This window comes from Pseudomonas sp. LS.1a (assembly GCF_022533585.1).
Classification (GTDB): domain Bacteria; phylum Pseudomonadota; class Gammaproteobacteria; order Pseudomonadales; family Pseudomonadaceae; genus Aquipseudomonas.
Map to the genome: position 1 here is coordinate 5,437,497 of NZ_CP092827.1, position 23,433 is coordinate 5,460,929.

20 protein-coding genes and 1 pseudogene are annotated in these 23,433 nt (G+C 63.7%); 5 read left to right on the top strand and 16 right to left on the bottom strand.

The genetic code is table 11. From position 1 onward, the window contains the following. Positions 1-15: 15 nt before the first annotated feature. The 4 genes from MKK04_RS25025 to MKK04_RS25040 all read right to left on the bottom strand — a co-directional run bounded on the left by MKK04_RS25025 (position 16) and on the right by MKK04_RS25040 (position 6,112). Positions 16-1,740 (bottom strand): putative 2-aminoethylphosphonate ABC transporter permease subunit, encoded by a 1,725-nt coding sequence (locus tag MKK04_RS25025; RefSeq protein ID WP_241106071.1) that lies wholly within the window; start codon positions 1,738-1,740, stop codon positions 16-18. 1 nt (position 1,741) lies between these two features. Continuing rightward, the gene (locus tag MKK04_RS25030) at positions 1,742-2,800 is read right to left on the bottom strand and encodes a putative 2-aminoethylphosphonate ABC transporter ATP-binding protein (RefSeq protein ID WP_233688128.1); all 1,059 of its coding nucleotides are present in this window, start codon (positions 2,798-2,800) and stop codon (positions 1,742-1,744) included. A 219-nt stretch (positions 2,801-3,019) separates the two neighbouring features. Continuing rightward, positions 3,020-3,889, bottom strand: coding sequence for a LysR family transcriptional regulator (locus MKK04_RS25035; RefSeq protein WP_233688127.1), 870 nt, complete (start codon positions 3,887-3,889; stop codon positions 3,020-3,022). Positions 3,890-3,898: 9 nt separating this feature from the next. Continuing rightward, a complete protein-coding gene (locus tag MKK04_RS25040; protein WP_241106072.1) occupies positions 3,899-6,112 on the bottom strand; it encodes a heavy metal translocating P-type ATPase in 2,214 nt (737 codons plus the stop codon). A gap of 84 nt (positions 6,113-6,196) precedes the next feature. Here MKK04_RS25040 and cadR point away from each other — a divergent pair, with 84 nt between their 5' ends. Further along, a complete protein-coding gene (gene cadR, locus MKK04_RS25045; RefSeq protein WP_016712550.1) occupies positions 6,197-6,640 on the top strand; it encodes a cadmium resistance transcriptional regulator CadR in 444 nt (147 codons plus the stop codon). Between the two features lie 116 nt (positions 6,641-6,756). Here the strand turns inward: cadR and MKK04_RS25050 are convergent, their stop codons facing one another. From MKK04_RS25050 to MKK04_RS25060, 3 genes are read right to left on the bottom strand one after another with little or no spacing between them, the layout of a single operon-like run. Next, a complete protein-coding gene (locus MKK04_RS25050; protein WP_241106073.1) occupies positions 6,757-7,728 on the bottom strand; it encodes a thymidylate synthase in 972 nt (323 codons plus the stop codon). Positions 7,729-7,779: 51 nt separating this feature from the next. Further along, complete coding sequence (gene lgt / locus MKK04_RS25055) at positions 7,780-8,586, bottom strand: prolipoprotein diacylglyceryl transferase (RefSeq protein ID WP_063912108.1); 807 nt, start codon at positions 8,584-8,586, stop codon at positions 7,780-7,782. Positions 8,587-8,602: 16 nt separating this feature from the next. After that, positions 8,603-9,385, bottom strand: a complete 783-nt coding sequence (locus MKK04_RS25060; RefSeq protein ID WP_233688358.1) for a sulfite exporter TauE/SafE family protein — start codon at positions 9,383-9,385, stop codon at positions 8,603-8,605. 128 nt (positions 9,386-9,513) lie between these two features. On the opposite strand from MKK04_RS25060, the gene MKK04_RS25065 reads away from it, so the two are divergent. Next, a complete protein-coding gene (locus MKK04_RS25065; protein ID WP_233688357.1) occupies positions 9,514-10,260 on the top strand; it encodes an NRDE family protein in 747 nt (248 codons plus the stop codon). A 134-nt stretch (positions 10,261-10,394) separates the two neighbouring features. Here MKK04_RS25065 and ptsP read toward each other — a convergent pair whose 3' ends face one another. Beyond that, on the bottom strand, positions 10,395-12,674 hold the full coding sequence (gene ptsP, locus MKK04_RS25070; RefSeq protein WP_087499782.1) for a phosphoenolpyruvate--protein phosphotransferase: 2,280 nt from the start codon (positions 12,672-12,674) through the stop codon (positions 10,395-10,397). A 22-nt stretch (positions 12,675-12,696) separates the two neighbouring features. Next, on the bottom strand, positions 12,697-13,176 hold the full coding sequence (locus tag MKK04_RS25075; RefSeq protein WP_003249017.1) for an RNA pyrophosphohydrolase: 480 nt from the start codon (positions 13,174-13,176) through the stop codon (positions 12,697-12,699). A 141-nt stretch (positions 13,177-13,317) separates the two neighbouring features. On the opposite strand from MKK04_RS25075, the pseudogene MKK04_RS25080 reads away from it, so the two are divergent. Beyond that, positions 13,318-13,973: pseudogene (locus MKK04_RS25080) on the top strand (HAD family hydrolase). 129 nt (positions 13,974-14,102) lie between these two features. Here the strand turns inward: MKK04_RS25080 and MKK04_RS25085 are convergent. Continuing rightward, entirely contained in the window at positions 14,103-14,528 is a 426-nt protein-coding gene (locus MKK04_RS25085; RefSeq protein WP_225779645.1) for a DUF2269 domain-containing protein, read from the bottom strand. 149 nt (positions 14,529-14,677) lie between these two features. Then, positions 14,678-16,192, bottom strand: a complete 1,515-nt coding sequence (ilvA, locus tag MKK04_RS25090; RefSeq protein WP_241106074.1) for a threonine ammonia-lyase, biosynthetic — start codon at positions 16,190-16,192, stop codon at positions 14,678-14,680. A 134-nt stretch (positions 16,193-16,326) separates the two neighbouring features. Between ilvA and rpiA the strand changes: the two genes are divergently transcribed. Then, on the top strand, positions 16,327-17,001 hold the full coding sequence (gene rpiA, locus MKK04_RS25095) for a ribose-5-phosphate isomerase RpiA (protein WP_063912115.1): 675 nt from the start codon (positions 16,327-16,329) through the stop codon (positions 16,999-17,001). Between the two features lie 102 nt (positions 17,002-17,103). On the opposite strand, the gene MKK04_RS25100 is transcribed toward rpiA, so the two are convergent. From MKK04_RS25100 to MKK04_RS25115, 4 genes are all read right to left on the bottom strand, one after another. Then, on the bottom strand, positions 17,104-18,006 hold the full coding sequence (locus tag MKK04_RS25100) for an SdiA-regulated domain-containing protein (RefSeq protein ID WP_241106075.1): 903 nt from the start codon (positions 18,004-18,006) through the stop codon (positions 17,104-17,106). 90 nt (positions 18,007-18,096) lie between these two features. After that, positions 18,097-19,017: an SdiA-regulated domain-containing protein gene (locus MKK04_RS25105; RefSeq protein ID WP_233694053.1), complete on the bottom strand. Its 921-nt coding sequence runs from the start codon at positions 19,015-19,017 to the stop codon at positions 18,097-18,099. A 182-nt stretch (positions 19,018-19,199) separates the two neighbouring features. After that, entirely contained in the window at positions 19,200-19,865 is a 666-nt protein-coding gene (locus MKK04_RS25110; protein WP_207838159.1) for a fumarylacetoacetate hydrolase family protein, read from the bottom strand. Between the two features lie 25 nt (positions 19,866-19,890). After that, on the bottom strand, positions 19,891-21,288 hold the full coding sequence (locus MKK04_RS25115) for an FAD-binding oxidoreductase (RefSeq protein ID WP_233694052.1): 1,398 nt from the start codon (positions 21,286-21,288) through the stop codon (positions 19,891-19,893). 170 nt (positions 21,289-21,458) lie between these two features. Between MKK04_RS25115 and serA the strand changes: the two genes are divergently transcribed. Continuing rightward, on the top strand, positions 21,459-22,688 hold the full coding sequence (gene serA, locus MKK04_RS25120) for a phosphoglycerate dehydrogenase (protein WP_207838165.1): 1,230 nt from the start codon (positions 21,459-21,461) through the stop codon (positions 22,686-22,688). Between the two features lie 165 nt (positions 22,689-22,853). Here serA and MKK04_RS25125 read toward each other — a convergent pair whose 3' ends face one another. Then, positions 22,854-23,330 (bottom strand): DUF4399 domain-containing protein, encoded by a 477-nt coding sequence (locus MKK04_RS25125; protein WP_207838168.1) that lies wholly within the window; start codon positions 23,328-23,330, stop codon positions 22,854-22,856. Positions 23,331-23,433: the final 103 nt, after the last annotated feature.

Consider the following 23,433-nt stretch of genomic DNA (forward strand, 5'->3'; position numbering starts at 1 on the left):
TAGGTTCCTTACAGGTCAGACGGTCGCGGCGCGTTGGCGCCAGGCTTGGGAGCGGCGCAGCAGGCCGCGTGAGGCTGCGGCCAGCAGCAGTGAAGCGCCGGCACTGGTCAGCAGGATCAGGGTGGACATGGCGGCGGCACCACCGACGTTGCCGGCGTCGTCCATGTTCAGCACGGCGACGGCAGCCAGGATGGTGTCGGGGCTGTACAGGAAGATCGCCGCCGACACGGTGGTCATCGCCGAGACGAACAGGTAGCGAATGATGTCCAGCAGCGCCGGCAGGCAGATCGGCACGGTCACCCGCAGGAAGTGCCTGTACAGCGGTGCCTTCAGCGACAGCGCGGCAGCCTCGAATTCACCGTCGAGCTGGCGCAGGGCGGTGCTCGCGGTCATCTGCGCGGTGGTCAGGTAGTGGGCGATTGTGCACACCACCAGCAGCCCCATGCCGCCGTAGAACACATGCAGCGGGTTGCCGTTCAGGTTGAAGAAGAATACGTAACCCAGGCCCAGCACCAGGCCCGGCACGGCCATGGGGATGAAGCTGAGCAGGCGCAGCGCCTGGTTGAGCAGGCGTTGGCCCTGGGTCTTCTCCATCAGGTAGGCGCCGGTGAAGATCACCATGCTGCCGATCAGCGCGGTGCCGATGGCCATGGTCACGCTGTTGCGGTAGGCCAGCCAGCCGCCACCGGCGGTGTCCTCGAACATGTAGTGACGCAGCGACAACGCCAGGTTGTAAGGCCAGAAGGTGACCAGCGACGAGTACACAGCCATACCGATCACCAGCAGCAACGCCGCGCACACCAGCAGCACGATGGCCAGGAAGCAGGCATCGCGACCGCGTGATGGCTTGGGCTCGAACACCTGGGCACGGCCGCTCATGGCCTCACCCTGGCGCCGGCGCAGCCAGGCATCGACGGTAAAGCTGAACAGCGCCGGCAACAGCAGCACCATGCCGATCAGCGCGCCACGGCCGAATTGTTGCTGGCCGACCACCGCCTTGTAGGCTTCCAGCGCCAGCACCTGATAATCGCCACCGACCACGACCGGTACACCAAAATCGGTGATGGTCAGGGTGAAGACCAGGCAGAACGCCGCGAACACCGCCTGGCGGGTGGCCGGCCAGGTGATGCTGGAGAACGCCCGCCAAGGGCCGGCACCCATGCTGGACGCCGCGTCGAACAGGCGTGCATCGGCCAGCGACAGCGCCGACAACAGGATCATCAGGGCATGTGGGAAGGTGTAGATGGCCTCGCCCAGCACGATCCCCCAGAAGCCATAGATGTTGTCGCTGAGCAACCCGCGCAGCAGCCCCTGGTTACCGAACAGGTAGACCAGGGCGATGGCCGGCAGCATCGACGGTGCCAGCAGCGGCAGCAGCGAAATCCCCCGCCACAGGCCCTTGGCCGGAATCAGCGTGCGTTGCAGGGCATAGGCGAACAGGTAGGCCAGCGGTACCACGATGGCCGCCACCGTGAAGGCCACCGACAGGCTGTTGCCCAATAGCCAGTGGAAGTTTTCACTGGCGAACAGTTCGCGGGCCGCCAGCAGGCCGCCACCCTGGCCCGCTTCGGCACTGAAGCCGCGCCAGAAGATCGCCAGCAGCGGCAGCAGCACCGCCAGCACCAGAAGGATCAGCAGCAGGCTCTTGCCGCCGAGGACGAACAACCGGTCACCCAGGGCGACGCCAGCACGCGGCGCGGCTTTGGCCTGGCTCAACGGCAGGGACATTGGCGCGGCCATCTCAGGCAAACACCTGCAGGCGCTGCGGCGGCAGCGCCACCCAGATGTCCTGCGAGCCCAGGCGCGGCATGGCCTCGGGGGCCAGCTCCGCCAGCAGTGCATGGCCTGGCAGGGCCTTGAGCTCGAAGCTCATGCGGCAGCGGTTACCGAGGAAGGTGATTTCGCGGACCCTGGCCGGGAACAGGTTTTCTTCGTGCACCACCGGGTTGACCGTGATCGCCTCCGGGCGGCAGAACAGCCGGCCGCTGCTGGCCCGGGCCGAACCCGGCGCCAGGCGCATGCTCATGCCGCCAACCTGGGCATGGCTGTCGCTGCTGCGCTGGAACGGCAGCCAGTTGCCCTGGCCGACGAACTCGGCAACGAACGGCGTGGCCGGCTGGTCGTAGATTTCCTGCGGGGTGGCGTACTGCTCGACCTGGCCGTTGTTCATCACCGCAATGCGGTCGGCCATCAGCATGGCTTCGTCCTGGTTGTGGGTGACCATCAGCGTGGTGATTCCCAGCTGGCGCTGCAGTTGGCGCAGTTCGGTGCACAAGTGCTCGCGCACCCGGGCATCCAGCGCCGACATGGGCTCGTCGAGCAGCAGCAGCGATGGCGACGGCGCCAGCGCGCGAGCCAGGGCAACACGCTGCTGCTGGCCGCCGGAAAGCTGGCCTGGGTATTTCTTCTCGCTGCCGGCCAGGCCCACCAGTTCGAGCATGTCGGCCACCCGCTGGCGGGCCTGCTCGCGTCCGCTGCCGGTCAGGCCGTAGGCGATGTTGGCTTCGACGGTAAGGTTGGGGAACAGCGCGTAGGACTGGAACAGGATGCCGTAGTCACGGGCCTGGGGTGGCAACTCGGAGATGTCGCGCTCGCCGATGTACAACGTACCCCGGTCCTGGCGCTCCAGGCCGGCGATGCAGCGCAGCAACGTGGTCTTGCCGCAGCCGGACGGGCCGAGCAGGCACACCAGTTCGCCGGCGGCGATGTCCAGCGAGACATCGTTGAGCGCCGTGAAGGCACCGAAGCGCTTGTGGATATTGCGCACTGTCATCTGTGCGCCGGGGGTGGTGTGGTTCATGGCTGGGCCTCATCGAAGCGATGGGGGCCATGCTAGGAAGGCTGTGCGAAGGTTCTGTGGCTTTAGGGCAAAAGCGGGTGATAGTGGTATAGGCAGATTTTGTAGTGCCCTGAGAGGGCCTCTTCGCGGGTAAACCCGCTCCCACAGGGATCGCGTCGCCTCTGAAGGCTGTGCAGTACCTGTGGGAGCGGGTTTACCCGCGAAGAAGCCAACACAAATCTAGAGGTGTGAACCGGCCACTTCCTGCGCAACCCCAAGGAAGGCCGCCGGCAACCGCGCCTGGCGCCGCTCCTTCAGGCAATACAGGTACTCATGCATCACCGGCGCGTTCTCCAGCGCCAGCACCCGCAAGTCGGGGTTATGCGGCACCTCATGGCGGGCAATCACGCTGATGCCGATATTGCGCAGCACCGCCTCGCGGATCGACTCGCGGCTGCCAATCTCCAGCAACGCCCCGGCCTTTACCCCGGCCTCCTGCATCATCTGCTCGGTCAGCTTGCGTGTGGTCGAGCCCTTCTCGCGCATCAAAAGGCAGTGCCCGGCCACCACCTCGATCGATACCGCCTGGCGATGGGCCAACGGGTGGTTGCGATGCACCGCCACCACCAACGGGTCAGTACCCAGCACCCGCCGCACCAGCCGCGCGTCTTCCACCAGTTGCGAAGAAGCGGCGATATCCACCCGGTAGTCCTCAAGCATCTCCAGCACCTGCTGCGAATTACCGATTTCCACCGCCACTTCCACCTGCGGCAGGCGTTCGCGGTAGATCTTCACCAGGTCGAGAATGTAGTAAGGCGCCGTTGCCGCAATGCGCAGGCTGCCCTGGGCCTGGCCGCTGTTGCGCAGTTCGAACTCGATGTCGGCCTCCTGCTGCAACAGTGCCTTGACCATCGGCAGCAGGCGCACGCCCTCCTCGCTCAGCACCAGGCGCCGCCCGCCGCGGTAGAACAGCTCCACGGCGTACTGGCCTTCCAGGTTGCGGATCTGCGTGGTCACCGTGGGCTGGCTGAGCCCGAGCTTCTTCGCCGCCAGGGTGATGCTGCCCAAACGGGCCACCATGTAGAAGGCTTTCAGCTCCGAACTCAGCATGCACGTCCTCTATTTGCGCAACAGGCGCAAGCCGTTGAACACCACCAGCAGGCTCACGCCCATGTCGGCGAATACCGCCATCCACATGGTGGCCATGCCGGCAAAGGTGATCGCCAGGAATATCGCCTTGATGCCCAACGCCAGAACGATGTTCTGCATGAGGATCGCCGCACTTTGGCGCGACAGCCTGACGAAGGCCGGGATTTTCCGCAAGTCGTCGTCCATCAGCGCCACATCGGCGGTCTCGATGGCGGTGTCGGTGCCGGCCGCCGCCATGGCAAAACCGATCTCGGCGCGGGCCAGCGCCGGGGCGTCGTTGATGCCGTCACCGACCATGCCCACCCGATGGCCCTGTGCGTACAGGGCTTCGATGCTCTTGAGCTTGTCGGCAGGCAGCAGGTTGCCTTCGGCGCGGTCGATACCCACCACAGTGGCGATAGCCTGGGCGGTATGTGGATTGTCACCGGTCAGCATGACAGTCTTGATGCCCAACTCGTGCAGCTCGGCGATGGCCTGGCGACTGCTTTCCTTGACCGTGTCGGCCACGGCGAACAGCGCCAACGGGCCGGAGCGGTCGAGCAGCAGCACCACGGTCTTGCCCTGGCGCTCCAGCGCATCCAGCTGGGCCTCGAGCTCGGGCGAGCACAGCCCCAGCTCCTCGACCAGACGGTGGTTACCCAGGTGGTAAACCTCACCCCCGATGGTGCCGCGCACGCCGCGCCCGGCCAGGGCGGCGAAGTCATCGACCTCGCTCAAGGCCAGGCCTTGCTCCTTGCCGAACTGGGCAATGGCGCGGGAAACCGGGTGGTCCGAACGCTCGCCCAGGCTGGCGGCCAGGGCTTGCGCGCGGCCTTCGAACAGCGGCTCCAGTACCTTGGCGTCGGTCTGCACCGGCTTGCCGTGGGTAATGGTGCCGGTCTTGTCCAGGGCCAGGAAGTCCAGCTGGCGCCCGCCTTCCAGATACACGCCCCCCTTGATCAGGATGCCCTTGCGCGCGGCGGCGGCCAGGCCGCTGACGATGGTCACCGGGGTCGAGATCACCAGGGCGCATGGGCAGGCCACCACCAGCAGCACCAGGGCGCGATAGACCCAGTCGAACCAGGCGCCAGCCATGAACAGCGGCGGTATCACCGCCACGGCCAAGGCAATGGCGAACACCACGGGGGTGTAGATGCGCGAGAAACGGTCGACGAAACGCTGGGTAGGTGCGCGCGCGCCTTGCGCCTCCTCGACGGCCTTGATGATACGCGCCAGGGTCGATTGACCGGCAGCAGCGGTAACGCGAAATTCCAGCGCCCCTGCCTGGTTGATGGTGCCGGCGAACAGCTTGTCGCCCACGCCCTTCTCCACGGGTAGGCTTTCGCCGGTGATCGGTGCCTGATCGACGCTCGATTGCCCGCTAGTCACTTCACCGTCCAGGCCAATGCGTTCGCCGGGGCGTACCCGCACCAAGGCACCGATGGCCACCTCCCGCACCTCAACTGCCCGCCACTGGCCATCAGCCTGGCGCACGGTGGCCATGTCCGGGGTGAGCTGCATCAAGCCACCAATAGCGTTGCGCGCGCGGTCCAGCGAGCGGGCTTCGATCAGTTCGGCAACGGTGAACAGCACCATCACCATGGCCGCTTCCGGCCATTGGCCGATCAGCACCGCGCCCGTCACGGCAATGCTCATCAGCGCGTTGATGTTGAGGTTGCGGTTTTTCAGGGCGATCCAGCCCTTCTTGTAGGTACCCAGGCCACAGCCAAGGATCGCTGCCAACGCCAGCGCCGCCACCACCCACTCCGGGGCCAGCGCGGCAAAGTGCACGATTTCGGCGGAGATCGCGGCAATACCGGACAGCGCCAGCGGCCACCAACGGGTCTTGACCACTTGTGGTGCGCTCCCGGTGCCATCATCTGCGGCGCCAAGCGGCTCGGCTTTCATGCCCAGGCTGTCAATGGCCTGCTCGATTTCGGCGGTGCCACCCAGGGTGTGGCGAACGCCAAGCACACGGTTGATCAGGTTGAATTCCAGCTGCTCGATGCCAGCCAGCTTGCCCAGCTTGTCCTGGATCAGGGTCTGCTCGGTCGGGCAGTCCATGGCCTCGATGCGGAAACGGCTGAACTGGGCGTGGCTGCTGGCCTTTTCGCTCAGCTGGACCAGGGCTGGCGCAGCAGCGCCGCCACAGCAGCTGTGGGCGTGGTGATCGTGCTTGTGTTCGTGGCTGACAGGCTGGTTCATGGGGTCGTCCTTAATTTGAGCCTGTTGCCAAGTGAACACCCTGTAGCCACTATAGGGTCAAGCCACTTGCTGGAGAATTTCGTGATGAAGATCGGAGAACTGGCCAAAGCCACCGACTGCGCGGTGGAAACCATCCGCTACTACGAGCGTGAACAGCTGCTGCCGGAACCGGCGCGTAGCGACGGTAACTACCGGCTGTACACCCAGGCCCATGTCGAGCGGCTGACCTTCATCCGCAACTGCCGCACCCTGGACATGACCCTGGATGAAATCCGCAGCCTGCTACGCCTGCGCGACAGCCCCGACGATTCGTGCGGCAGCGTCAATGCGCTGATCGACGAGCATATCGAGCATGTGCAGGCACGGATTGATGGGTTGGTGGCGTTACAGGAACAGCTTGTGGAGCTACGTCGGCGCTGCAATGCACAGGGGGCTGAGTGCGCGATCCTGCAGCAACTGGAGACGAACGGGGCGGTATCGGTGCCGGATACCGAGCATTCGCATGTGGGGCGGAGCCACGGGCATTAGCCCAAAGCTTCGCGGGTAAACCCGCTCCCACAGGTACTGCACAGGCCTGAGCTTTGTGCGGTCCCTGTGGGAGCGGGTTTACCCGCGAAGAGGCCGGTACAGGCAATAGCGATCTGTCAGACCGCCATCGGCGCCGTCATCGGGGCATGGTGCTCATACCCTTCCAGCCAGAAATCGCTCGGCTCGATCTTCTCCAGCCACTCCGGCTCGTACTTGCCCGTCTCGGCAAACGCCGGCACGCGGTCGCTGATCACCAGCTTCGGTGCTTCCAGCGGCTCACGCTTGAGCTGCTCGTTGAGCATGTCCAGGTGGTTTTCATACACATGGGCATCGCCGATGAAGTAGGTGAACCAGCGCGGGGTGTAGCCGGTCAGGCGGCCGAACAGCGACAGCAGCGCCGCGCCTTCGGTGAGGTTGAACGGCGTACCCAGGCCCAGGTCGTTGGAGCGGATGTAGAGGGTCAGGGAAATCTCCCTGGTCTCCACATTCGGGTGGAACTGGTACAGCAGGTGGCACGGCGGCAGGGCCATTTCGTCCAGCTGCGCGCAGTTCCAGCCGTGGAACAGGATACGGCGGCTGCCCGGGTCGTTGGCAATGGTGTCCAGGCACTGGCGCACCTGGTCGATGGCCTTGTACAGGATGACGAACGCGACGCCGTCCTCCTCGTCCTGGGCGATGCGGCGGAAGCCCGCCTTCTCGGCCATTTCGATGGCCGCCGGGTTGCTCAGCGGGATGCGCTTGTAGCCCGGCCACTGGCGCCATTGCACGCCGTAGATCTCGCCCAGGTCGTCATGGCCCTGGCGGAACGGGTTGGCCAGCCACTGGGCGTTCTCGTTGGCGTTCTGGTCCCAGACCTTGCAGCCCAGCTCGCGGAATTCACCGGCGTTCTTCACGCCACGCAGGAAACCGACCATTTCGCCGATTGCCGACTTGAACGCCAGTTTACGAGTAGTGATGGCCGGGAAGCCCTTCTGCAGGTCAAAACGCAGCATGGCGCCCGGCAGGCTGATGGTGCGGATGCCGGTGCGGTTGCCCTGCAGCGTGCCGTTTTCGATGACGTCGCGGACCAGGTCCAGATACTGTTTCATGGCTTACCTGTAGCAAAAACGGCAGGGGGATCGCCCCTGCCGTGGGATTAATCAGGCGGGTTTCGCCGTAGGCTTGCGATTATAAGCCCACCAGATCAGGCCAAGGCCAGCCAGGATCATCGGTACGCACAGAATCTGACCCATGGTCAGCCAGCCCCAGGCCAGGTAGCCAAGCTGGGCATCAGGTACGCGGACGAATTCGACGATGAAGCGGAAGATGCCGTAGAACAGCGCGAACATGCCGGATACCGCCATGGTCGGCCGCGGCTTGCGCGAGAACGCCCAGAGGATCAGGAACAGCGCCACACCTTCAAGCGCGAACTGGTAAAGCTGCGACGGGTGACGCGGCAACTGCGCCGGGTCGCTGAACGGCGGGAAGACCATCGCCCATGGCACGTCGGTGGCCTTGCCCCACAGCTCGGCGTTGATGAAGTTGCCGATGCGCCCGGCCCCCAGGCCGATCGGCACCAGTGGGGCGACGAAGTCCATCAGCTCGAAGAACGACTTGTTGTTGCGCTTGCCGAACCACAAGGCCGCCAGCATCACGCCGATGAAGCCGCCATGGAACGACATGCCACCCTTCCACACCTCGAAGATCAGCGTCGGATTGGCCAGGTACTGGTGCAGGTCATAGAACAGCACGTAGCCCAGGCGACCACCGACGATCACCCCCATCGACAGCCAGAACACCAGGTCGGAGAGCTTTTCGCGCGTCCAGGTGGGGTCGAAGCGGTTCAGCCGGCGCGAGGCGAGCAGCCAGGCACCGCCGATGCCGACCAGGTACATCAGGCCGTACCAATGGATTTTCAGCGGCCCGATGGCCACGGCCACGGGGTCTATCTGCGGGTAAGGCAGCATGGAACTTCCTCTCGATTCAAATCAAAAAGCTGAGGCCGACACAGAACAGCAGGGCTGCGAACAGGCGTTTCAACAAACGTGGCGACAGCTTGTGCGCCAGGCGCGCGCCGAAGCGGGCGAAAAACATGCTGGTCACGGCAATGCCGACCAGCGCCGGCAGGTACACGTAACCCAGGCTGTGGGCCGGCAGGTGCTCCGCGTGCCAGCCCAGCAGCATGAAACTCAGGGCACTGGCCACGGCAATCGGCAGACCACAGGCCGAGGACGTGGCCACTGCCTGCTGCATGGGCAGGCTGCGCCAGGTCAGGAACGGCACGGTCAGTGAGCCGCCGCCGATGCCGAAAATGGCCGAGGCCCAGCCGATCACCCCACCGGCACCAATCAGCGCAGGCTTGCCGGGGATGCCACGACTGGCCTTGGGCTTGAGGTCCAGGGCCATCTGCGCGGCGATGACCAGGGCGAATACGCCGATGATCTTTTGCAGCAGCGGCCCCTGGATCAGCGAGGCGGTCTTGGCGCCGACACCGGCCCCAAGCAGGATACCGAGGGTCATCCAGGCGAAGATCGGCCACTGCACCGCGCCCTTGCGCTGGTGCTCGAGCACGGCGTTGATCGAGGTGAAGACGATGGTTGCCAGCGATGTACCGACTGCCAGGTGGGTCAGCACCGAGGCATCGAAACCCTGCAAGGTGAAGCTGAACACCAGCACCGGCACGATGATGATACCGCCGCCCACACCGAACAGCCCGGCCAGCACACCGGCGCAGGCGCCCAACAGCAGATAGAGCACGAATTCCATTCGTCTTCCCCGAGAAAACAATGCGGCATGGTAACGGAAGCCGGGCTCGGGGCTCTAGTGAACTGTGTGTCAGGTTGGATCCGCCCTGCCGGAGTGGGTACAGTGGAAAAAACCCAGAGGCCCGACCGATGTGCCTGATCGTATTCGCCTGGCGGCCGGGGCATGCCCTGCCGCTGATCGTGGCGGCCAACCGCGATGAGTTCTATGCCCGCCCCACCCAGGCCCTGGCGGCCTGGGAGGATGCGCCCGGGATCTATGCCGGGCGCGACCTGGAAGCTGGAGGCACCTGGCTGGGCGTGGGCCCGCAGGGGCGGTTCGCGGCGCTGACCAATATCCGCGACCCGGGGCAGGCGTTGGGCCCGCGTTCGCGGGGTGAACTGGTGGCGGCGTATCTGCAGGGTGCGCTTGGGGTCGAGGCTTACCTGGACCAGGTGGCCAGCCACAGCAGGCACTATTCGGGGTTCAACCTGCTGGTGGGCGACGGGCGGCAGCTGGGTTACCTGCATGCCCGGGACGCGGCGCCGCGCCTGCTGGAGGCCGGGGTTTACGGGCTTTCCAATGCCGGGCTGGATACGCCGTGGCCGAAGCTGGTGAAGGCGCGTAGTGGGCTGGAAGGATTGCTGGAAACGCCGGAGCCGCAGCGCTTGCTGGCGTTACTGGCCGATGCCGAACCGGCGCCGGAGGGCGAGTTACCGGAGACGGGCGTTGGGTTGGCGACCGAGAAGCTGCTGTCGAGTGTGTTCATTGCCAGCCAGAACTACGGGACGCGGGCGAGTACGGTGCTGATTGTGGATGATCAGGGAAGAAGGCGGCTGGTTGAGCGCAGTTTCGGGCCCTTTGGTGGGCATTTGGGGGAAGTTGAGTTGCTTGTCTGATAATTTGATGTTGCTGGTTCCGGCCTCTTCGCGGGTAAACCCGCTCCCACACGTACTTCGCCGCATCTGAAGGCTGCGCTGTACCTGTGGGAGCGGGTTTACCCGCGAAGAGGCCGGAACAGGCCACCTCATATTCAGAGGGTTTTATTGGCCCCGGGCCCGATCATCCGCGCCAGCCCAAGGTTCTTCAGGGCCAGTTGCAGCGAGCTGTGGATAACCTGCGGGTTGTCATGGCTCAGGGCCTCGGCCAGCAGTTCCTTGGCCTTGCCCAGGTTGATCTGGCGCAGCATCCACTTCACCTTCGGCAGGTTGGTGGCGTTCATCGACAGGCTGTCGAAGCCCATCGCCATCAACAGGATCGCCGCCGCCGGGTCACCGGCCATCTCGCCGCAGATACTCACCGGCTTGCCTTCACCATGGGCATCGCGCACCACCGTGTTCAGCGCCTGCAACACCGCCGGGTGCAGGTAGTCGTACAGGTCGGCGACCCGCGGGTTGTTGCGGTCCACCGCCAGCAGGTACTGGGTCAGGTCGTTGGAGCCGACCGACAGGAAGTCCACCTGCCGCGCCAGCTCCTTGGTCTGGTACACCGCCGCAGGAATTTCCACCATCACGCCAACCGGCGGCATCGGCACATCGGTGCCTTCGTCACGCACCTCGCCCCAGGCGCGGTGGATCAGGTGCAGCGCCTCTTCCAGCTCGTGGATGCCGGAAATCATCGGCAGCAGGATGCGCAGGTTGTTCAGCCCCTCGCTGGCCTTGAGCATGGCGCGGGTCTGCACCAGGAAGATTTCCGGGTGGTCGAGGGTGACGCGGATGCCGCGCCAGCCGAGGAACGGGTTTTCTTCCTTGATCGGGAAGTACGACAGCGACTTGTCGCCGCCGATGTCGAGGGTGCGCATGGTCACTGGCAGCGGGTGGAAGGCCGCCAGCTGCTCGCGGTAGATGGCCAGCTGCTCCTTCTCGCTGGGGAAGCGCTGGTTGATCATGAACGGCACTTCGGTGCGGTACAGCCCTACCCCTTCGGCACCGCGCTGCTGGGCACGGGCCACGTCAGCGAGCAGGCCGGTGTTGACCCACAGCGGCATGCGGTGGCCGTCCGGGGTAACGCACGGCAGTTCGCGCAGGGCATCCAGGCCCTGGGCCAGCTGGCGCTCCTCCTCGACCACGTCGCTGTACTGCTTGCGCAGCACTTCGCTGGGGTTGGTGAACACCTCGCCCTTGTAGCCGTCGACGATCATCTCGATGCCGTCGACCTTGGAATACGGCAAATCGACCAGGCCCATCACCGTGGGGATGCCCATGGCGCGCGCCAGGATGGCGACGTGGGAGTTGCCCGAGCCCAGGACCGAGACCAGGCCGACCAGCTTGCCTTCCGGTACTTCGCCGAGCATCGCCGGGGTCAGCTCTTCACTGACCAGAATGGTGTTGTCGGCATACACCAGCGACTGTGCGCGGGCTTCCTGCAGGTAGGCCAGCAGGCGCCGGCCAAGGTCCTTGACGTCGGAGGCGCGCTCGCGCAGGTAGTCATCGTCCATCAGCTCGAAGCGGTTGACGTGCTCGCCCACCACCTGGCGCAGGGCGCCCTGGGCCCACTGGCCGGTCTTGATGACTTCGGTCACCTCACCGCCCAGGGCCGCGTCTTCAAGCATCATCAGGTACACATCGAACAGTGCACGCTCTTCCGGGCGCAGTTGGGTGGCCAGCTTGGCCGACAACTTGCGCATATCGTCGCGCACACCTTCGAGGGCGTTCTGGAACAGCTTCAGTTCGGCGTCGATGTCATCGACGGTCTTGTCCGGTACCACTTCCAGGTCAGCCGGCGGCAACATCACCACGGCGCGCCCCACGGCGGCGCCAGGCGAGCCCGGTACGCCGACGAAGCGCGCTTCCTGGATGCCCTTGCCCTGGCGGCCCAGGCCACGGATCGAGCCGGTGGCCTCGGCGTGGGCGATAACCCCGGCGAGCTGGGCGCTCATGGTGACCAGGAAGGCTTCTTCGCCCTCGTCGAACTGGCGGCGCTCCTTCTGCTGGATGACCAATACCCCGACCACACGGCGGTGGTGGATGATCGGCGCACCGAGGAAGGAGGCGAATTTTTCTTCGCCGGTTTCGGCAAAGTAGCGATAACGCGGGTGGTCGGCGGCGTTTTCCAGGTTCAGCGGCTCTTCCCGGGTACCGACCAGGCCGACCAGGCCTTCGTTGGGGGCCATGCTGACCTTGCCGATGGAACGCTTGTTCAGGCCTTCGGTGGCCATCAGCACGAAGCGGTTGGTTTCCGGGTCGAGCAGGTAGACCGAGCAGACCTGACTGCCCATGGCCTCCTTGACACGCAAGACAATGATCCCCAACGCCGACTTGAGATCTTTGGCGGAGTTTACTTCCTGGACGATCTTGCGCAGCGTATTGAGCATGGCTCGGGGTCGAACTCCGTCGTCAGTCGCGCGTCAGCAGACGCGGTGCTAGCTCTTTCAGGGCGCGTCGGTAGACCTCGCGCTTGAATGTCACAACCTGGCCCAGCGGGTACCAATAGCTGACCCAGCGCCAGCCGTCGAATTCCGGCTTGCCGGTCAGGTCCATCCGCACCCGTTGTTCGTTGCTGACCAGACGCAGCAGGAACCATTTCTGCTTCTGGCCGATGCACAGCGGCTGGCTATGCGTACGCACCAGTCGCTGGGGTAAACGATAACGCAACCAGCCACGGGTGCAGGCAAGAATTTCCACATCATCGCGTTCAAGGCCAACTTCTTCGTTCAGCTCGCGGTACAGGGCATCTTCCGGCGTCTCGTCAGGGTTGATGCCACCCTGTGGAAACTGCCAGGCATCCTGGTTGATCCGGCGAGCCCATAGCACCTGCCCGGCATCATTCGTGAGAATGATCCCGACATTGGGGCGAAAACCATCCGGGTCGATCACGGCAGCAACCTCGCAAACGCATGTCACCGCATTGTTCCACAAAGCTTGCGAGCGCAGCAACGCGCCCGCCAAGCTTATGTGCAGCCGCGTGAAAACTCCGTATTCTGCCGGCCTACCCTTTGGCTGATGCGAGTGACCTCGATGCGCCTGGCTTTATTCGACCTGGACAATACCCTCCTCGGTGGCGACAGCGACCATGCCTGGGGTGACTACCTTTGCCAGCGCGGCATCCTCGACCCGGTTGCCTACAAGCAACGCAACGATGGCTTCTACCAGGACTACCTGAACGGCACCCTGGACCTGCAGGCCTACCTGGCCTTTTCCATGGAAATCCTTGCAGCAACACCGTTAGCCCGGCTAGACGAGTTGCACCGCGACTTCATGCGCGACTGCATCGAGCCGATCATCCTGCCCAAGGCGCTGACCTTGCTGCAGCAGCACCGCGAGGCCGGCGACCAGCTGGTGATCATCACCGCCACCAACCGCTTCGTCACCGCACCGATTGCCCGGCGCCTGGGGTTCGCGTGTTGCTGGCGACCGAATGCGAGACGCGTGATGGCCGCTATACCGGGCGTAGTACCGATATACCGTGTTTCCGTGAAGGCAAGGTGACGCGACTGGAGCGCTGGATGCTGGAGAACGGCTTTGATCTTGCGGACAGCTACTTCTATAGCGACTCTATGAACGATCTGCCGTTGTTGCAGCGGGTGGCGCATGCGGTAGCGGTGGATCCCGACCCGAACCTGCGGGCGGAGGCCGAGCAACGTGGGTGGCCGGTGGTTTCGTTGCGAGATTGAGGTTTTCCTGTAGCGGCCTCTTCGCGGGTAAACCCGCTCCCACAGGTACTGCACAGCCATCAAGCCTTGCACAGGTCCTGTAGGAGCGGGTTTACCCGCGAAGAGGCCAGCACATACAGCACAAGGCTTTCAGACCGGCTTGGCGCCCATAAGCCCGGCAATGGACAGGAAGCAAACCCCACTGAATACCGCCAGTGCCAGGGTAAAGCGCAACCCCACCACCTCGGCCTTGCGCAGCCGGTTCAGCCGGATCAGCAGCCACCACACGGCAAACGCGCCCAGCGTATAAATGACACTGGACGCCAGCACCCAGGTCTGTCCCAGCGGCCAGCCCACCAGATGTACCAGCCACCAGCCGGTGAACGGCATGCTCACCAGGCACAGGCCCATCACCAGCCAGACGAACACCAGCGGGCGACGCAGCAGCTTGGCGTAAGCCTCGGCATCGCCCTGGCGGCGGGCACGCACGGTCCAGAGCGCCAGGCCCAGGGCGCCCAGCAGCAGGAGCGCGGTGGCGATGATGTGCAGGGTCTTGAAGGTGGTCAGGTGTTCCATGTCTCTATTGTCCTTGAGCAGGCCATTTTGCAGTGGCTTCTTCGCGGGTGAACCCGCTCCCACAGGTACTGCACTGACCTCGAGACTTGTGCAGTACCTGTGGGAGCGGGTTTACCCGCGAAAGGGCCATCAGCCCCAAGCTTAGCCGCTCAGCCCAGGAACAGCTTGTAAGCCGGGTTGTCAGTCTCGTCCCAGTACGGGTAGCCGATCTTCGCCAGCGCCGTCGGCACCAGGTGGCGCTCGTCCTCCGGTACCTGCAACCCGGCCACCACGCGGCCGTCAGCCGCGCCATGGTTGCGGTAGTGGAACATCGAGATGTTCCAGCGCCCGCCCAGCTTGTTGAGGAAGTTGAACAGCGCCCCCGGCCGCTCGGGGAATTCGAAGCGCAGCACCATTTCGTCACTGGCACCAGCCGAATGGCCGCCGACCATGTGGCGAATATGCAGCTTGGCCAGCTCGTTATCGGTCAGGTCGGTAACCGGGAAGCCCTGATCGGTCAGTTGCTGCACCAGCGCCGCCCGCGGGTCGTTTTCCGGGTGGGTCTGCACGCCGACGAAGATATGCGCCTCGTCGGAGGTGTGCTTGCGGTAGTTGAACTCGGTGATCTGGCGCTTGCCGATAGCCTCGCAGAAGGCCTTGAAGCTGCCTGGGCGCTCGGGAATGGTCACGGCGATGATCGCCTCGCGCTTTTCACCCAGCTCGGCACGCTCGGCCACATGGCGCAGGCGGTCGAAGTTGACGTTGGCACCGGAATCGATGGCCACCAGGGTCTGCCCGGTGACGCCGTACAACTCGACGTACTTCTTGATGCCCGCCACGCCCAGGGCACCGGCAGGTTCGGTGATCGAGCGGGTATCATCGTAGATATCCTTGATCGCCGCGCAGATCTCGTCGGTACTGACGGTGACCACTTCATCCACATGAAGGCGGCAGATATCGAAGGTGTGCTGGCCGATCTGCGCCACGGCCACGCCATCGGCGAACAGCCCGACCTGCGGCAGCACCACACGCTCACCGGCCGCCATGGCCGCCTGCAGGCAGTTGGAATCGTCCGGCTCGACGCCAATCACCTTGATTTCCGGACGCAGGTACTTCACGTAGGCAGCAATGCCGGCGATCAGGCCGCCGCCGCCCACCGGTACGAAGATCGCGTCCAGCTGGCCAGGGTGCTGGCGCAGGATTTCCATGGCCACCGTGCCCTGCCCGGCGATGGTGTGCGGGTCGTCATAGGGGTGGACGTAGACGAAGCCCTTTTCATCGACCAGTTTCAGCGAATAGGCCAGCGCCTCGGGGAACGAGTCGCCATGCAGCACCACCTTGCCGCCCCGCGAACGCACGCCTTCGACCTTGATCTCCGGGGTGGTCTTGGGCATCACGATAGTGGCCTTGATGCCCATCTCGCGTGCGGCCAGGGCCAGGCCCTGGGCATGGTTGCCGGCCGAGGCGGTGACCACGCCACGGGCCAGTTCTTCCGGGGTCAGTTGGGCCAGCTTGTTGTAGGCCCCGCGGATCTTGAACGAGAACACCGGCTGCAAGTCTTCGCGCTTGAGCAGAATCTGGTTGCCCAGGCGCTTGCTCAGTTGCCCGGCGCTCTGCAGCGGGGTTTCGACCGCAACGTCGTAGACGCGCGAGGTGAGGATCTTCTTGACGTACTGTTCGAGCATCGGGAAAGCATCACTGGGCCGCGGGACAAGGGCTGGGAGTCTACCCCAGCGCTACGTCGGGCGACCACAGCAAAGCCGCCCGAGCCGTTATACTAGGCTCTTTTCAAAACCGCCCTGCCCCTCTCGGAGCCCGCATGACCCAGGACCAACTCAAACAGGCCGTCGCCCAGGCCGCTGTCGACTTCATTCTGCCCAAGCTGGATGAAAAGAGCGTCGTCGGCGTCGGTACCGGTTCGACCGCCAACTTCTTCATCGACGCCCTGGCTCAGCACAAGACTGCCTTCGACGGCGCGGTCGCCAGCTCCGAAGCCACCGCCCAGCGTCTGAAGGGCCATGGCATCCCGGTCTACGAGCTGAACAGCGTCAGTGAACTGGAGTTCTACGTGGACGGCGCCGACGAGAGCGACGCGCACCTGAACCTGATCAAGGGCGGCGGCGCAGCCCTGACCCGCGAGAAGATCGTCGCCGCCGTGGCCAAGACCTTCATCTGCATCGCCGACGCCAGCAAGCTGGTACCTGTGCTGGGCGCCTTCCCACTGCCGGTCGAAGTGATCCCGATGGCCCGCAGCCACGTGGCTCGCCAGCTGGTCAAGCTGGGCGGCGACCCGGTGTACCGTGAGGGTGTGGTGACCGACAACGGCAACGTGATCCTCGATGTGCACAACCTGCAGATCACCAACCCGGTGGAGCTGGAGGCGCAGATCAACGCCATCGTTGGCGTGGTGACCAACGGCCTGTTCGCGGCGCGTCCGGCGGATTTGCTGCTGCTGGGTACCGCTGAAGGCGTGAAGAGCCTGAAGGCCGAGTAATCTTCTTCGCGGGCACGCCCGCTCCCACAGGAACTGCACGGGGTCTGAAACCTGTGGCGTATGTGGGAGCGGGCATGCCCGCGAATAGGCCCTCCCAGGCAATCAATCCGCCGGCTGTTTGAACACATAGAACAGGTTCGGCTCACTGACCAGATAGATGGTCCCCGCCTCATCCATCGCAATCCCCTCCGCCTGCGGCACCGTCGCCTGCAACCCCTGGAACCCCTTGCGCAACGACAAGGTACTCAGCGGCCGACCCTCCACATCCAGTTCCAGCACCAGCCGCGACTCGTCCGACAGCGCCAGCAGGTGCCCGCTGCGCTCATCGAACTGCAAGCTCGACAGGTCCCGCACGAACAGCCGCGAATCGCGCTTGCGGTCCTGTACCACATGCACCGCATAGGGCTGCTCCGGGTTGTCGTGCGGGAAGCCATGCACCTCGTAGATCAGCATCGGGTCACGTTCCTTGGCCACGAACAGGCGCTTGCCCGCCGAATCGTAGGCCAGCCCCTCGAAGCCCTTGTTGCCATTCAGGCCAATGCCAAGGGTCAGCTGCTCGGCATCGCCGGCATCGAGGAACATCGTGTCGTCCTCCAGGCGCACGCGAATCAGCCGCTGCTGACGCTCATCGGTAATCACATAGCTATTGGGCCCGACGTACTCCACGGCTTCCGGGTCGCCGAAGCCGGTCAGCGGTACCCGGCGCAGGATGCGGCCGTCCAGCGACAGTTCGATCAGTTCCGAGCGGGCATTGGTGACGGTAAACAGGGTCTTGCGGTCCGGGTCGTAGGTCAGCGCCGAAATGTCGTCATCCAGCCCCTCGATCGGCTGCGCCTCCACCACCACCCGGTAACGGTCCAGGCCGATGCTCTGCTCGGCTGGCTGCCACCAGGCCTTGAGATTAAACCAGACACGCTCGAACAGGCGGAACTCCTGCCCGGCCAAGCCGAGCAGGATCAGGCCGATGACGGCCAGAACAGGAAACGGGTGAACAAAACGGCGCATGAGGGCAGACTCGACATAGGGGTGGCGAATCTAACCATGAACAACTGAAGTAAAGCTTAATGCCAGCATCCGAAAAATCGGATATTGGGGTCAGTTCTTTCTGAAGCGATAGAACAGAGCCGGCTCGCTGACCATGTACAGGTTGCCCTTGTCGTCCATGGCCACCCCTTCGGCACGCGGGATGGTGCCCTGCAGGCCGTTGAAACCACCCAGCAAGGTCATGAAGCTGACTTGCTGGCCCTGCTCGTCCAGCTCCAGCAGCATGTTGGAATCGGACGACAGCACCAACAGGTGGCCGGTACGCGGATCGACGCTAAGCGCCGAGAGGTTGCGCAGGTCCAGCTCATCGCTGGGCAGCAGCTTTTTTTCACCGGTGAGCGGGCTGCGGCCATCAGTATTCCAGGTATACAGCTTGGGCGGGCGCTCCTCGCCGATGACCAGGCGCTGGCGCAGCGGGTCCCAGGCCACCGCCTCGAAGCCCTTGTTGCTCTTCACCGACTGGCCCAGGTCGTGGCTCTGGAAATCATCATGGTTCAACGCGGTGGTCTGCGCATCCACCTTGACCACGGTCAGGTCGTGCAGGCGCTCGTCGGTGATTGCCAGGTAGCCGTCTTCCAGCACGGCGACGCCTTCCGGGTTGTTCCAGCCGTTGAGCGGGATCTTGCGCAGTACATCGCCATCCAGGCTCAGCTCGACCAGGATCGGGTTCTTGCCCATGACTGCGAACAGGGTGCGGGTACGCGGGTTGAAAGCCACGTCCGAGGCTTCATCGTCGTCCATGCCTGGCAGCGGCTTGGCATCGATGTCGACCTGGTAGTCCGGCAGCCATACGCTTTCGCTGCGCTCGGCGGTGCTTTCGAAGCTTTCCTTGACCCACAGCGCACCGCGGTCATCCCAGTGCATGGCCACGGCCACGCCATAGCCGATTACCGCTGCCACGGCCAGGCCGAAGGGCCAGCGCAGGAAGAAACGACGCTTGGGGGTTGCCGGGGCGCTGGAGGGAGATGGCATGCAGGGGTCCTGGGGAAATGGGCGTAGATCCGCGCATTATCCGGATCAGGTGTGAAAAATCGGTAAACCGGACCGGCCTCTTCGCGGGTGAACCCGCTCCCACAGGCATAGCGCCGCCCTTGAGAGTTGCGCAGTTCCTGTGGGAGCGGGTTTACCCGCGAAGAAGGCGATACGGTTCCAGCTCAAAGCACCCGGCTTTCGAAGCGGCTCACACCCGGCAGCTCAAGCACCAGTTCGTCACCGACATGGAACGGCCCTACGCCAGCCGGAGTACCGGTGAGGATCACATCCCCCGCCTGCAGCGAGAAATGCGCAGCCATGTACTGGATCATCGGCACGATCGGGTTGAGCATCATCGCGCTGTTACCGTCCTGGCGCACCTCGCCGTTGACGGTCAGGCGCACCGGGATGTCGGTCACGTCCTCGAAGCTGGCGGCCGACACGAACGGCGGCAGTACGCAGGCGCCGTCAAAGCACTTGGCCAGCTCCCATGGCAGGCCCTTCTCTTTCAGCCTGGCCTGCACATCGCGCAGGGTCAGGTCCAGCGCCGGGGCATAACCGGAAATGGCGTCCAGCACCTCTTCCTCGCTCGGATGAGTCGACAGCGGCTTGCCCAGCAGCACGGCAATTTCGGCCTCATAGTGCACAGAGCCGCGCTCGGTCGGGATCTTGAAGCCACCTTCGGCCGGCACCACGCAACTGCCCGGCTTGATGAACAGCAATGGTTCGGTGGGGATCGGGTTGTCCAGTTCCTTGGCATGCTCGGCATAGTTACGGCCGATGCACACCACCTTGCCCAGCGGGAAGTGAATGCGCGTGCCGTCTACGTACTGGTGCTGGTAACTCATGGCCGACTCCTCTGGATACTGCTTTCTATTCAGGTGCGAAGATCTTACCCGGATTCATGATGCCGTTAGGGTCGAACACGGCCTTTATTGCCTTCATGCAGGCGATTTCTTCGGGCGAGCGGCTGTAGCCCAGGTAGTCGCGCTTGGTCATGCCCACGCCGTGCTCGGCCGAGATCGAGCCGTTGTAGCGTTTGACGATATCGAACACCCACTTGTTGACCTTGGTGCACGAGGCAAAGAACTCATCCTTGTTCATGTGCTCGGGCTTGAGGATGTTCAGGTGCAGGTTGCCGTCGCCAATGTGGCCGTACCACACCACTTCGTAATCCGGGTAATGTTCGGCGACGATGGCATCGATATCGCGCAGGAACGCCGGCACTTTCGACACGGTGACGGAAATGTCGTTCTTGTACGGGGTCCAGTGCGAGATGGTTTCCGACAGGTACTCGCGCAGTTTCCACAGATTTTTCAGCTGGGTCTCGCTCTGGCTCATCACCCCGTCCAGCACCCAGCCCTGCTCGACGCAGTGCTCGAAGGTGGCCAAGGCTTCGTTGGCCACCTCCTCGGTGCTGGCCTCGAACTCCAGCAGCGCATAGAACGGGCAGGCGGTCTCGAACGGTGCCGGCACGTCGCCGCGCGCCAGGATCCTGGCCAGGCCCTTGTCGGAGAAGAACTCGAAGGCGGTCAGGTCCAGCTTGGCCTGGAAGGCATGCAGCACCGGCATGATCGAATCGAAGTCCGGGGTGCCCAGCACCATCGCGGTGAGGTTGCGCGGTGCACGGTCCAGCCGCATGGTGGCCTCGACCACGAAGCCCAGGGTACCTTCGGCGCCGATGAACAGCTGGCGCAGGTCATAGCCGGTGGCGTTCTTGATCAGGTCCTTGTTCAGCTCCAGTAGCTCACCCTTGCCGGTGACCACTTTCAGCCCGGCCACCCAGTTGCGGGTCATGCCGTAGCGAATTACCTTGATCCCGCCAGCATTGGTGCCAATATTGCCGCCAATCTGGCTGGAACCGCTGGAGGCGAAGTCCACCGGGTAATACAGGCCCTGCTCTTCGGCACAGGCCTGCAGCTGGCGGGTAATCACCCCGGGCTGGCAGACCACGGTGCGGTCGAAGGCATTGAAGCCGAGAATCTGATTCATGTAGTCGAAGGCGACCACCACTTCGCCATTGGCCGCCACGGCGCCTGCAGAAAGCCCGGTACGCCCACCAGACGGCACCAGCGCCACCTTGTGGGTATTGGCCCAGCGCACGATCGCCTGCACCTGCGCCACCGTTTTGGGAAACACGATGGCGCTGGGCGCCGGTGGGTAATGCTTGGTCCAGTCCTTGCCATAGGCTTCCAGGGAAGCTGCGTCGGTCAGGACCTTGCCAGGGTCGACAAGGGTCATCAGTTCATCAATAACAGCGGGGTGAGTCATCGCTGGAACTCTCGACTTATTCATAGTCACCCTGAGCACACTTCACCTGTCGGGATAAGCTCAGATTGTGTCGCGTATGCTAGCATAGCCCTCCCGCTGTTCATGCTAAGGCTGCCTTCGCGCCTGGCATCACCCTCGCCATTTTTTCTCCGGGATACAGGTTTACGCAGATGAGCAAGACTTCTCTCGACAAGAGCAAGATCCGGTTCCTTCTTCTTGAAGGTGTGCACCAGAACGCGGTCGATACCCTCAAGGCCGCCGGCTACACCAACATCGAATACCTCACTGGTTCGCTGCCGGAAGCCGAGCTGAAGGAAAAGATCGCCGACGCCCACTTCATCGGCATCCGTTCGCGCACCCAGCTGACCGAAGAGATCTTCGACTGCGCCAAGAAACTGGTCGCCGTCGGCTGCTTCTGCATCGGTACCAACCAGGTCGACCTGGAAGCTGCCCGCGAGCGCGGTATCGCCGTGTTCAACGCGCCCTACTCCAACACCCGTTCGGTAGCCGAACTGGTACTGGCCGAAGCCATCCTGCTGCTGCGCGGCATCCCTGAGAAGAACGCTTCCTGCCACCGTGGTGGCTGGATCAAGAGCGCGGCCAACTCGTTCGAGATCCGCGGCAAGAAACTGGGCATCGTCGGTTATGGTTCGATCGGTACCCAGCTGTCGGTATTGGCCGAAAGCCTGGGCATGCAGGTCTACTTCTTCGACCCGCTGACCAAGCTGCCACTGGGCAACGCCGTACAAGTCACCAGCCTGCACGAGCTGCTGGGCCTGGCCGATATCGTTTCGCTGCACGTGCCTGAGTTGCCATCCACCCAGTGGATGATCGGCGAGAAGGAGATTCGTGCCATGAAGAAGGGCTCGATCCTGATCAACGCCGCCCGTGGCACCGTGGTCGAACTGGACCACCTGGCCGCCGCCATCAAGGACAAGCACCTGATCGGCGCCGCCATCGACGTGTTCCCGGTCGAGCCACGTTCCAACGACGAAGAGTTCGAAAGCCCGCTGCGCGGCCTGGACAACGTGATCCTGACCCCGCACATCGGTGGTTCCACCGCCGAAGCCCAGGCCAACATCGGCCTGGAAGTGGCCGAGAAGCTGGTCAAGTACAGCGACAACGGTACCTCGGTGTCCTCGGTCAACTTCCCGGAAGTTGCCCTGCCGGCACACCCAGGCAAGCACCGCCTGCTGCACATCCACGAAAACATCCCGGGCGTACTCAGCGAGATCAACAAGGTCTTCGCCGAGAACGGCATCAACATCTCCGGTCAGTTCCTGCAAACCAACGAGAAAGTCGGTTACGTGGTGATCGACGTTGACGCCGAGTACTCCGACCTGGCGCAAGAGAAGCTGCAACAGGTCAAGGGCACCATCCGTTCCCGCGTCCTGTTCTAAGTTCGCTGGCGACATGAAAAAGGGAGGCCCTGGTGGCCTCCCTTTTTTTGCCTGTGACATTGGTGTCGCCTGCTTCGCGGGTAAACCCGCTCCCACAGGATCACCACAAGCTTCAGACCTGTGGGATCCCTGTGAGAGCGGGTTTACCCGCGAAGAATCCAACACCTATTTCACGTCGACAGTAATCTTCTGCGACACAACGCTCGGCTTGAACGGCACGTGATACTGGTCACCCAGCACCAACTGCAGGGTGTGCTTGCCCGGGGTCAGGGTAATGCTGGTTTCGGTCTGCGCCTTGCCGAAGTGCAGCACCTGCGGGCCCGCCGGCAGCGCGGTGCCGCTCTGTGGCATCTGGCTGACTGGCAGCGCCATGTCGGCCATGGGTTCCTTGTCCACATCCACCAGCAGGTGGTGGTGCCCGGTGTGCGGGGTATTGTCACCCGCGGGCTTGAGCGCCATGCCCTCGATGCCGAACTTGACGGTGAAGGTCTGGTCGACCGTAGCGCCATCGGCGGGGGAAACGATGAAGACCTTGGCCTCCTTTGGCGGTTCCTGGCTCTTCAGGGCATCTGTGGCACTGGCGAACACCGACGCTCCCATCAACAGACCGGCAACGGCAGCACGCGAAAATAGGCTGTTCATTCACTTCTCCTGTGATTCACTTATTGACCGCCGCCAATATTCCAGTGGCGGCGGTGGTTCACCTTAGTTGATATGTGCGCCCAGATGTTCACATCGTCAGGCA

Excerpts from the sequence above, each read along its gene's own strand:
- ilvA (WP_241106074.1), bottom strand. The coding sequence starts at position 16,192 with ATGCTCGAACAGTACGTCAAGAAGATCCTCACCTCGCGCGTCTACGAC.
- serA (WP_207838165.1), top strand. The coding sequence starts at position 21,459 with ATGAGCAAGACTTCTCTCGACAAGAGCAAGATCCGGTTCCTTCTTCTT.
- MKK04_RS25025 (WP_241106071.1), bottom strand. The coding sequence starts at position 1,740 with ATGGCCGCGCCAATGTCCCTGCCGTTGAGCCAGGCCAAAGCCGCGCCG.
- MKK04_RS25100 (WP_241106075.1), bottom strand. The coding sequence starts at position 18,006 with ATGCGCCGTTTTGTTCACCCGTTTCCTGTTCTGGCCGTCATCGGCCTG.
- MKK04_RS25125 (WP_207838168.1), bottom strand. The coding sequence starts at position 23,330 with ATGAACAGCCTATTTTCGCGTGCTGCCGTTGCCGGTCTGTTGATGGGA.
- lgt (WP_063912108.1), bottom strand. The coding sequence starts at position 8,586 with ATGCTGCCTTACCCGCAGATAGACCCCGTGGCCGTGGCCATCGGGCCG.
- MKK04_RS25035 (WP_233688127.1), bottom strand. The coding sequence starts at position 3,889 with ATGCTGAGTTCGGAGCTGAAAGCCTTCTACATGGTGGCCCGTTTGGGC.
- MKK04_RS25065 (WP_233688357.1), top strand. The coding sequence starts at position 9,514 with ATGTGCCTGATCGTATTCGCCTGGCGGCCGGGGCATGCCCTGCCGCTG.
- MKK04_RS25040 (WP_241106072.1), bottom strand. The coding sequence starts at position 6,112 with ATGAACCAGCCTGTCAGCCACGAACACAAGCACGATCACCACGCCCAC.
- MKK04_RS25110 (WP_207838159.1), bottom strand. The coding sequence starts at position 19,865 with ATGAGTTACCAGCACCAGTACGTAGACGGCACGCGCATTCACTTCCCG.
- MKK04_RS25105 (WP_233694053.1), bottom strand. The coding sequence starts at position 19,017 with ATGCCATCTCCCTCCAGCGCCCCGGCAACCCCCAAGCGTCGTTTCTTC.
- MKK04_RS25060 (WP_233688358.1), bottom strand. The coding sequence starts at position 9,385 with ATGGAATTCGTGCTCTATCTGCTGTTGGGCGCCTGCGCCGGTGTGCTG.
- MKK04_RS25085 (WP_225779645.1), bottom strand. The coding sequence starts at position 14,528 with ATGGAACACCTGACCACCTTCAAGACCCTGCACATCATCGCCACCGCG.
- MKK04_RS25115 (WP_233694052.1), bottom strand. The coding sequence starts at position 21,288 with ATGACTCACCCCGCTGTTATTGATGAACTGATGACCCTTGTCGACCCT.
- MKK04_RS25030 (WP_233688128.1), bottom strand. The coding sequence starts at position 2,800 with ATGAACCACACCACCCCCGGCGCACAGATGACAGTGCGCAATATCCAC.
- ptsP (WP_087499782.1), bottom strand. The coding sequence starts at position 12,674 with ATGCTCAATACGCTGCGCAAGATCGTCCAGGAAGTAAACTCCGCCAAA.
- MKK04_RS25050 (WP_241106073.1), bottom strand. The coding sequence starts at position 7,728 with ATGAAACAGTATCTGGACCTGGTCCGCGACGTCATCGAAAACGGCACG.
- cadR (WP_016712550.1), top strand. The coding sequence starts at position 6,197 with ATGAAGATCGGAGAACTGGCCAAAGCCACCGACTGCGCGGTGGAAACC.
- rpiA (WP_063912115.1), top strand. The coding sequence starts at position 16,327 with ATGACCCAGGACCAACTCAAACAGGCCGTCGCCCAGGCCGCTGTCGAC.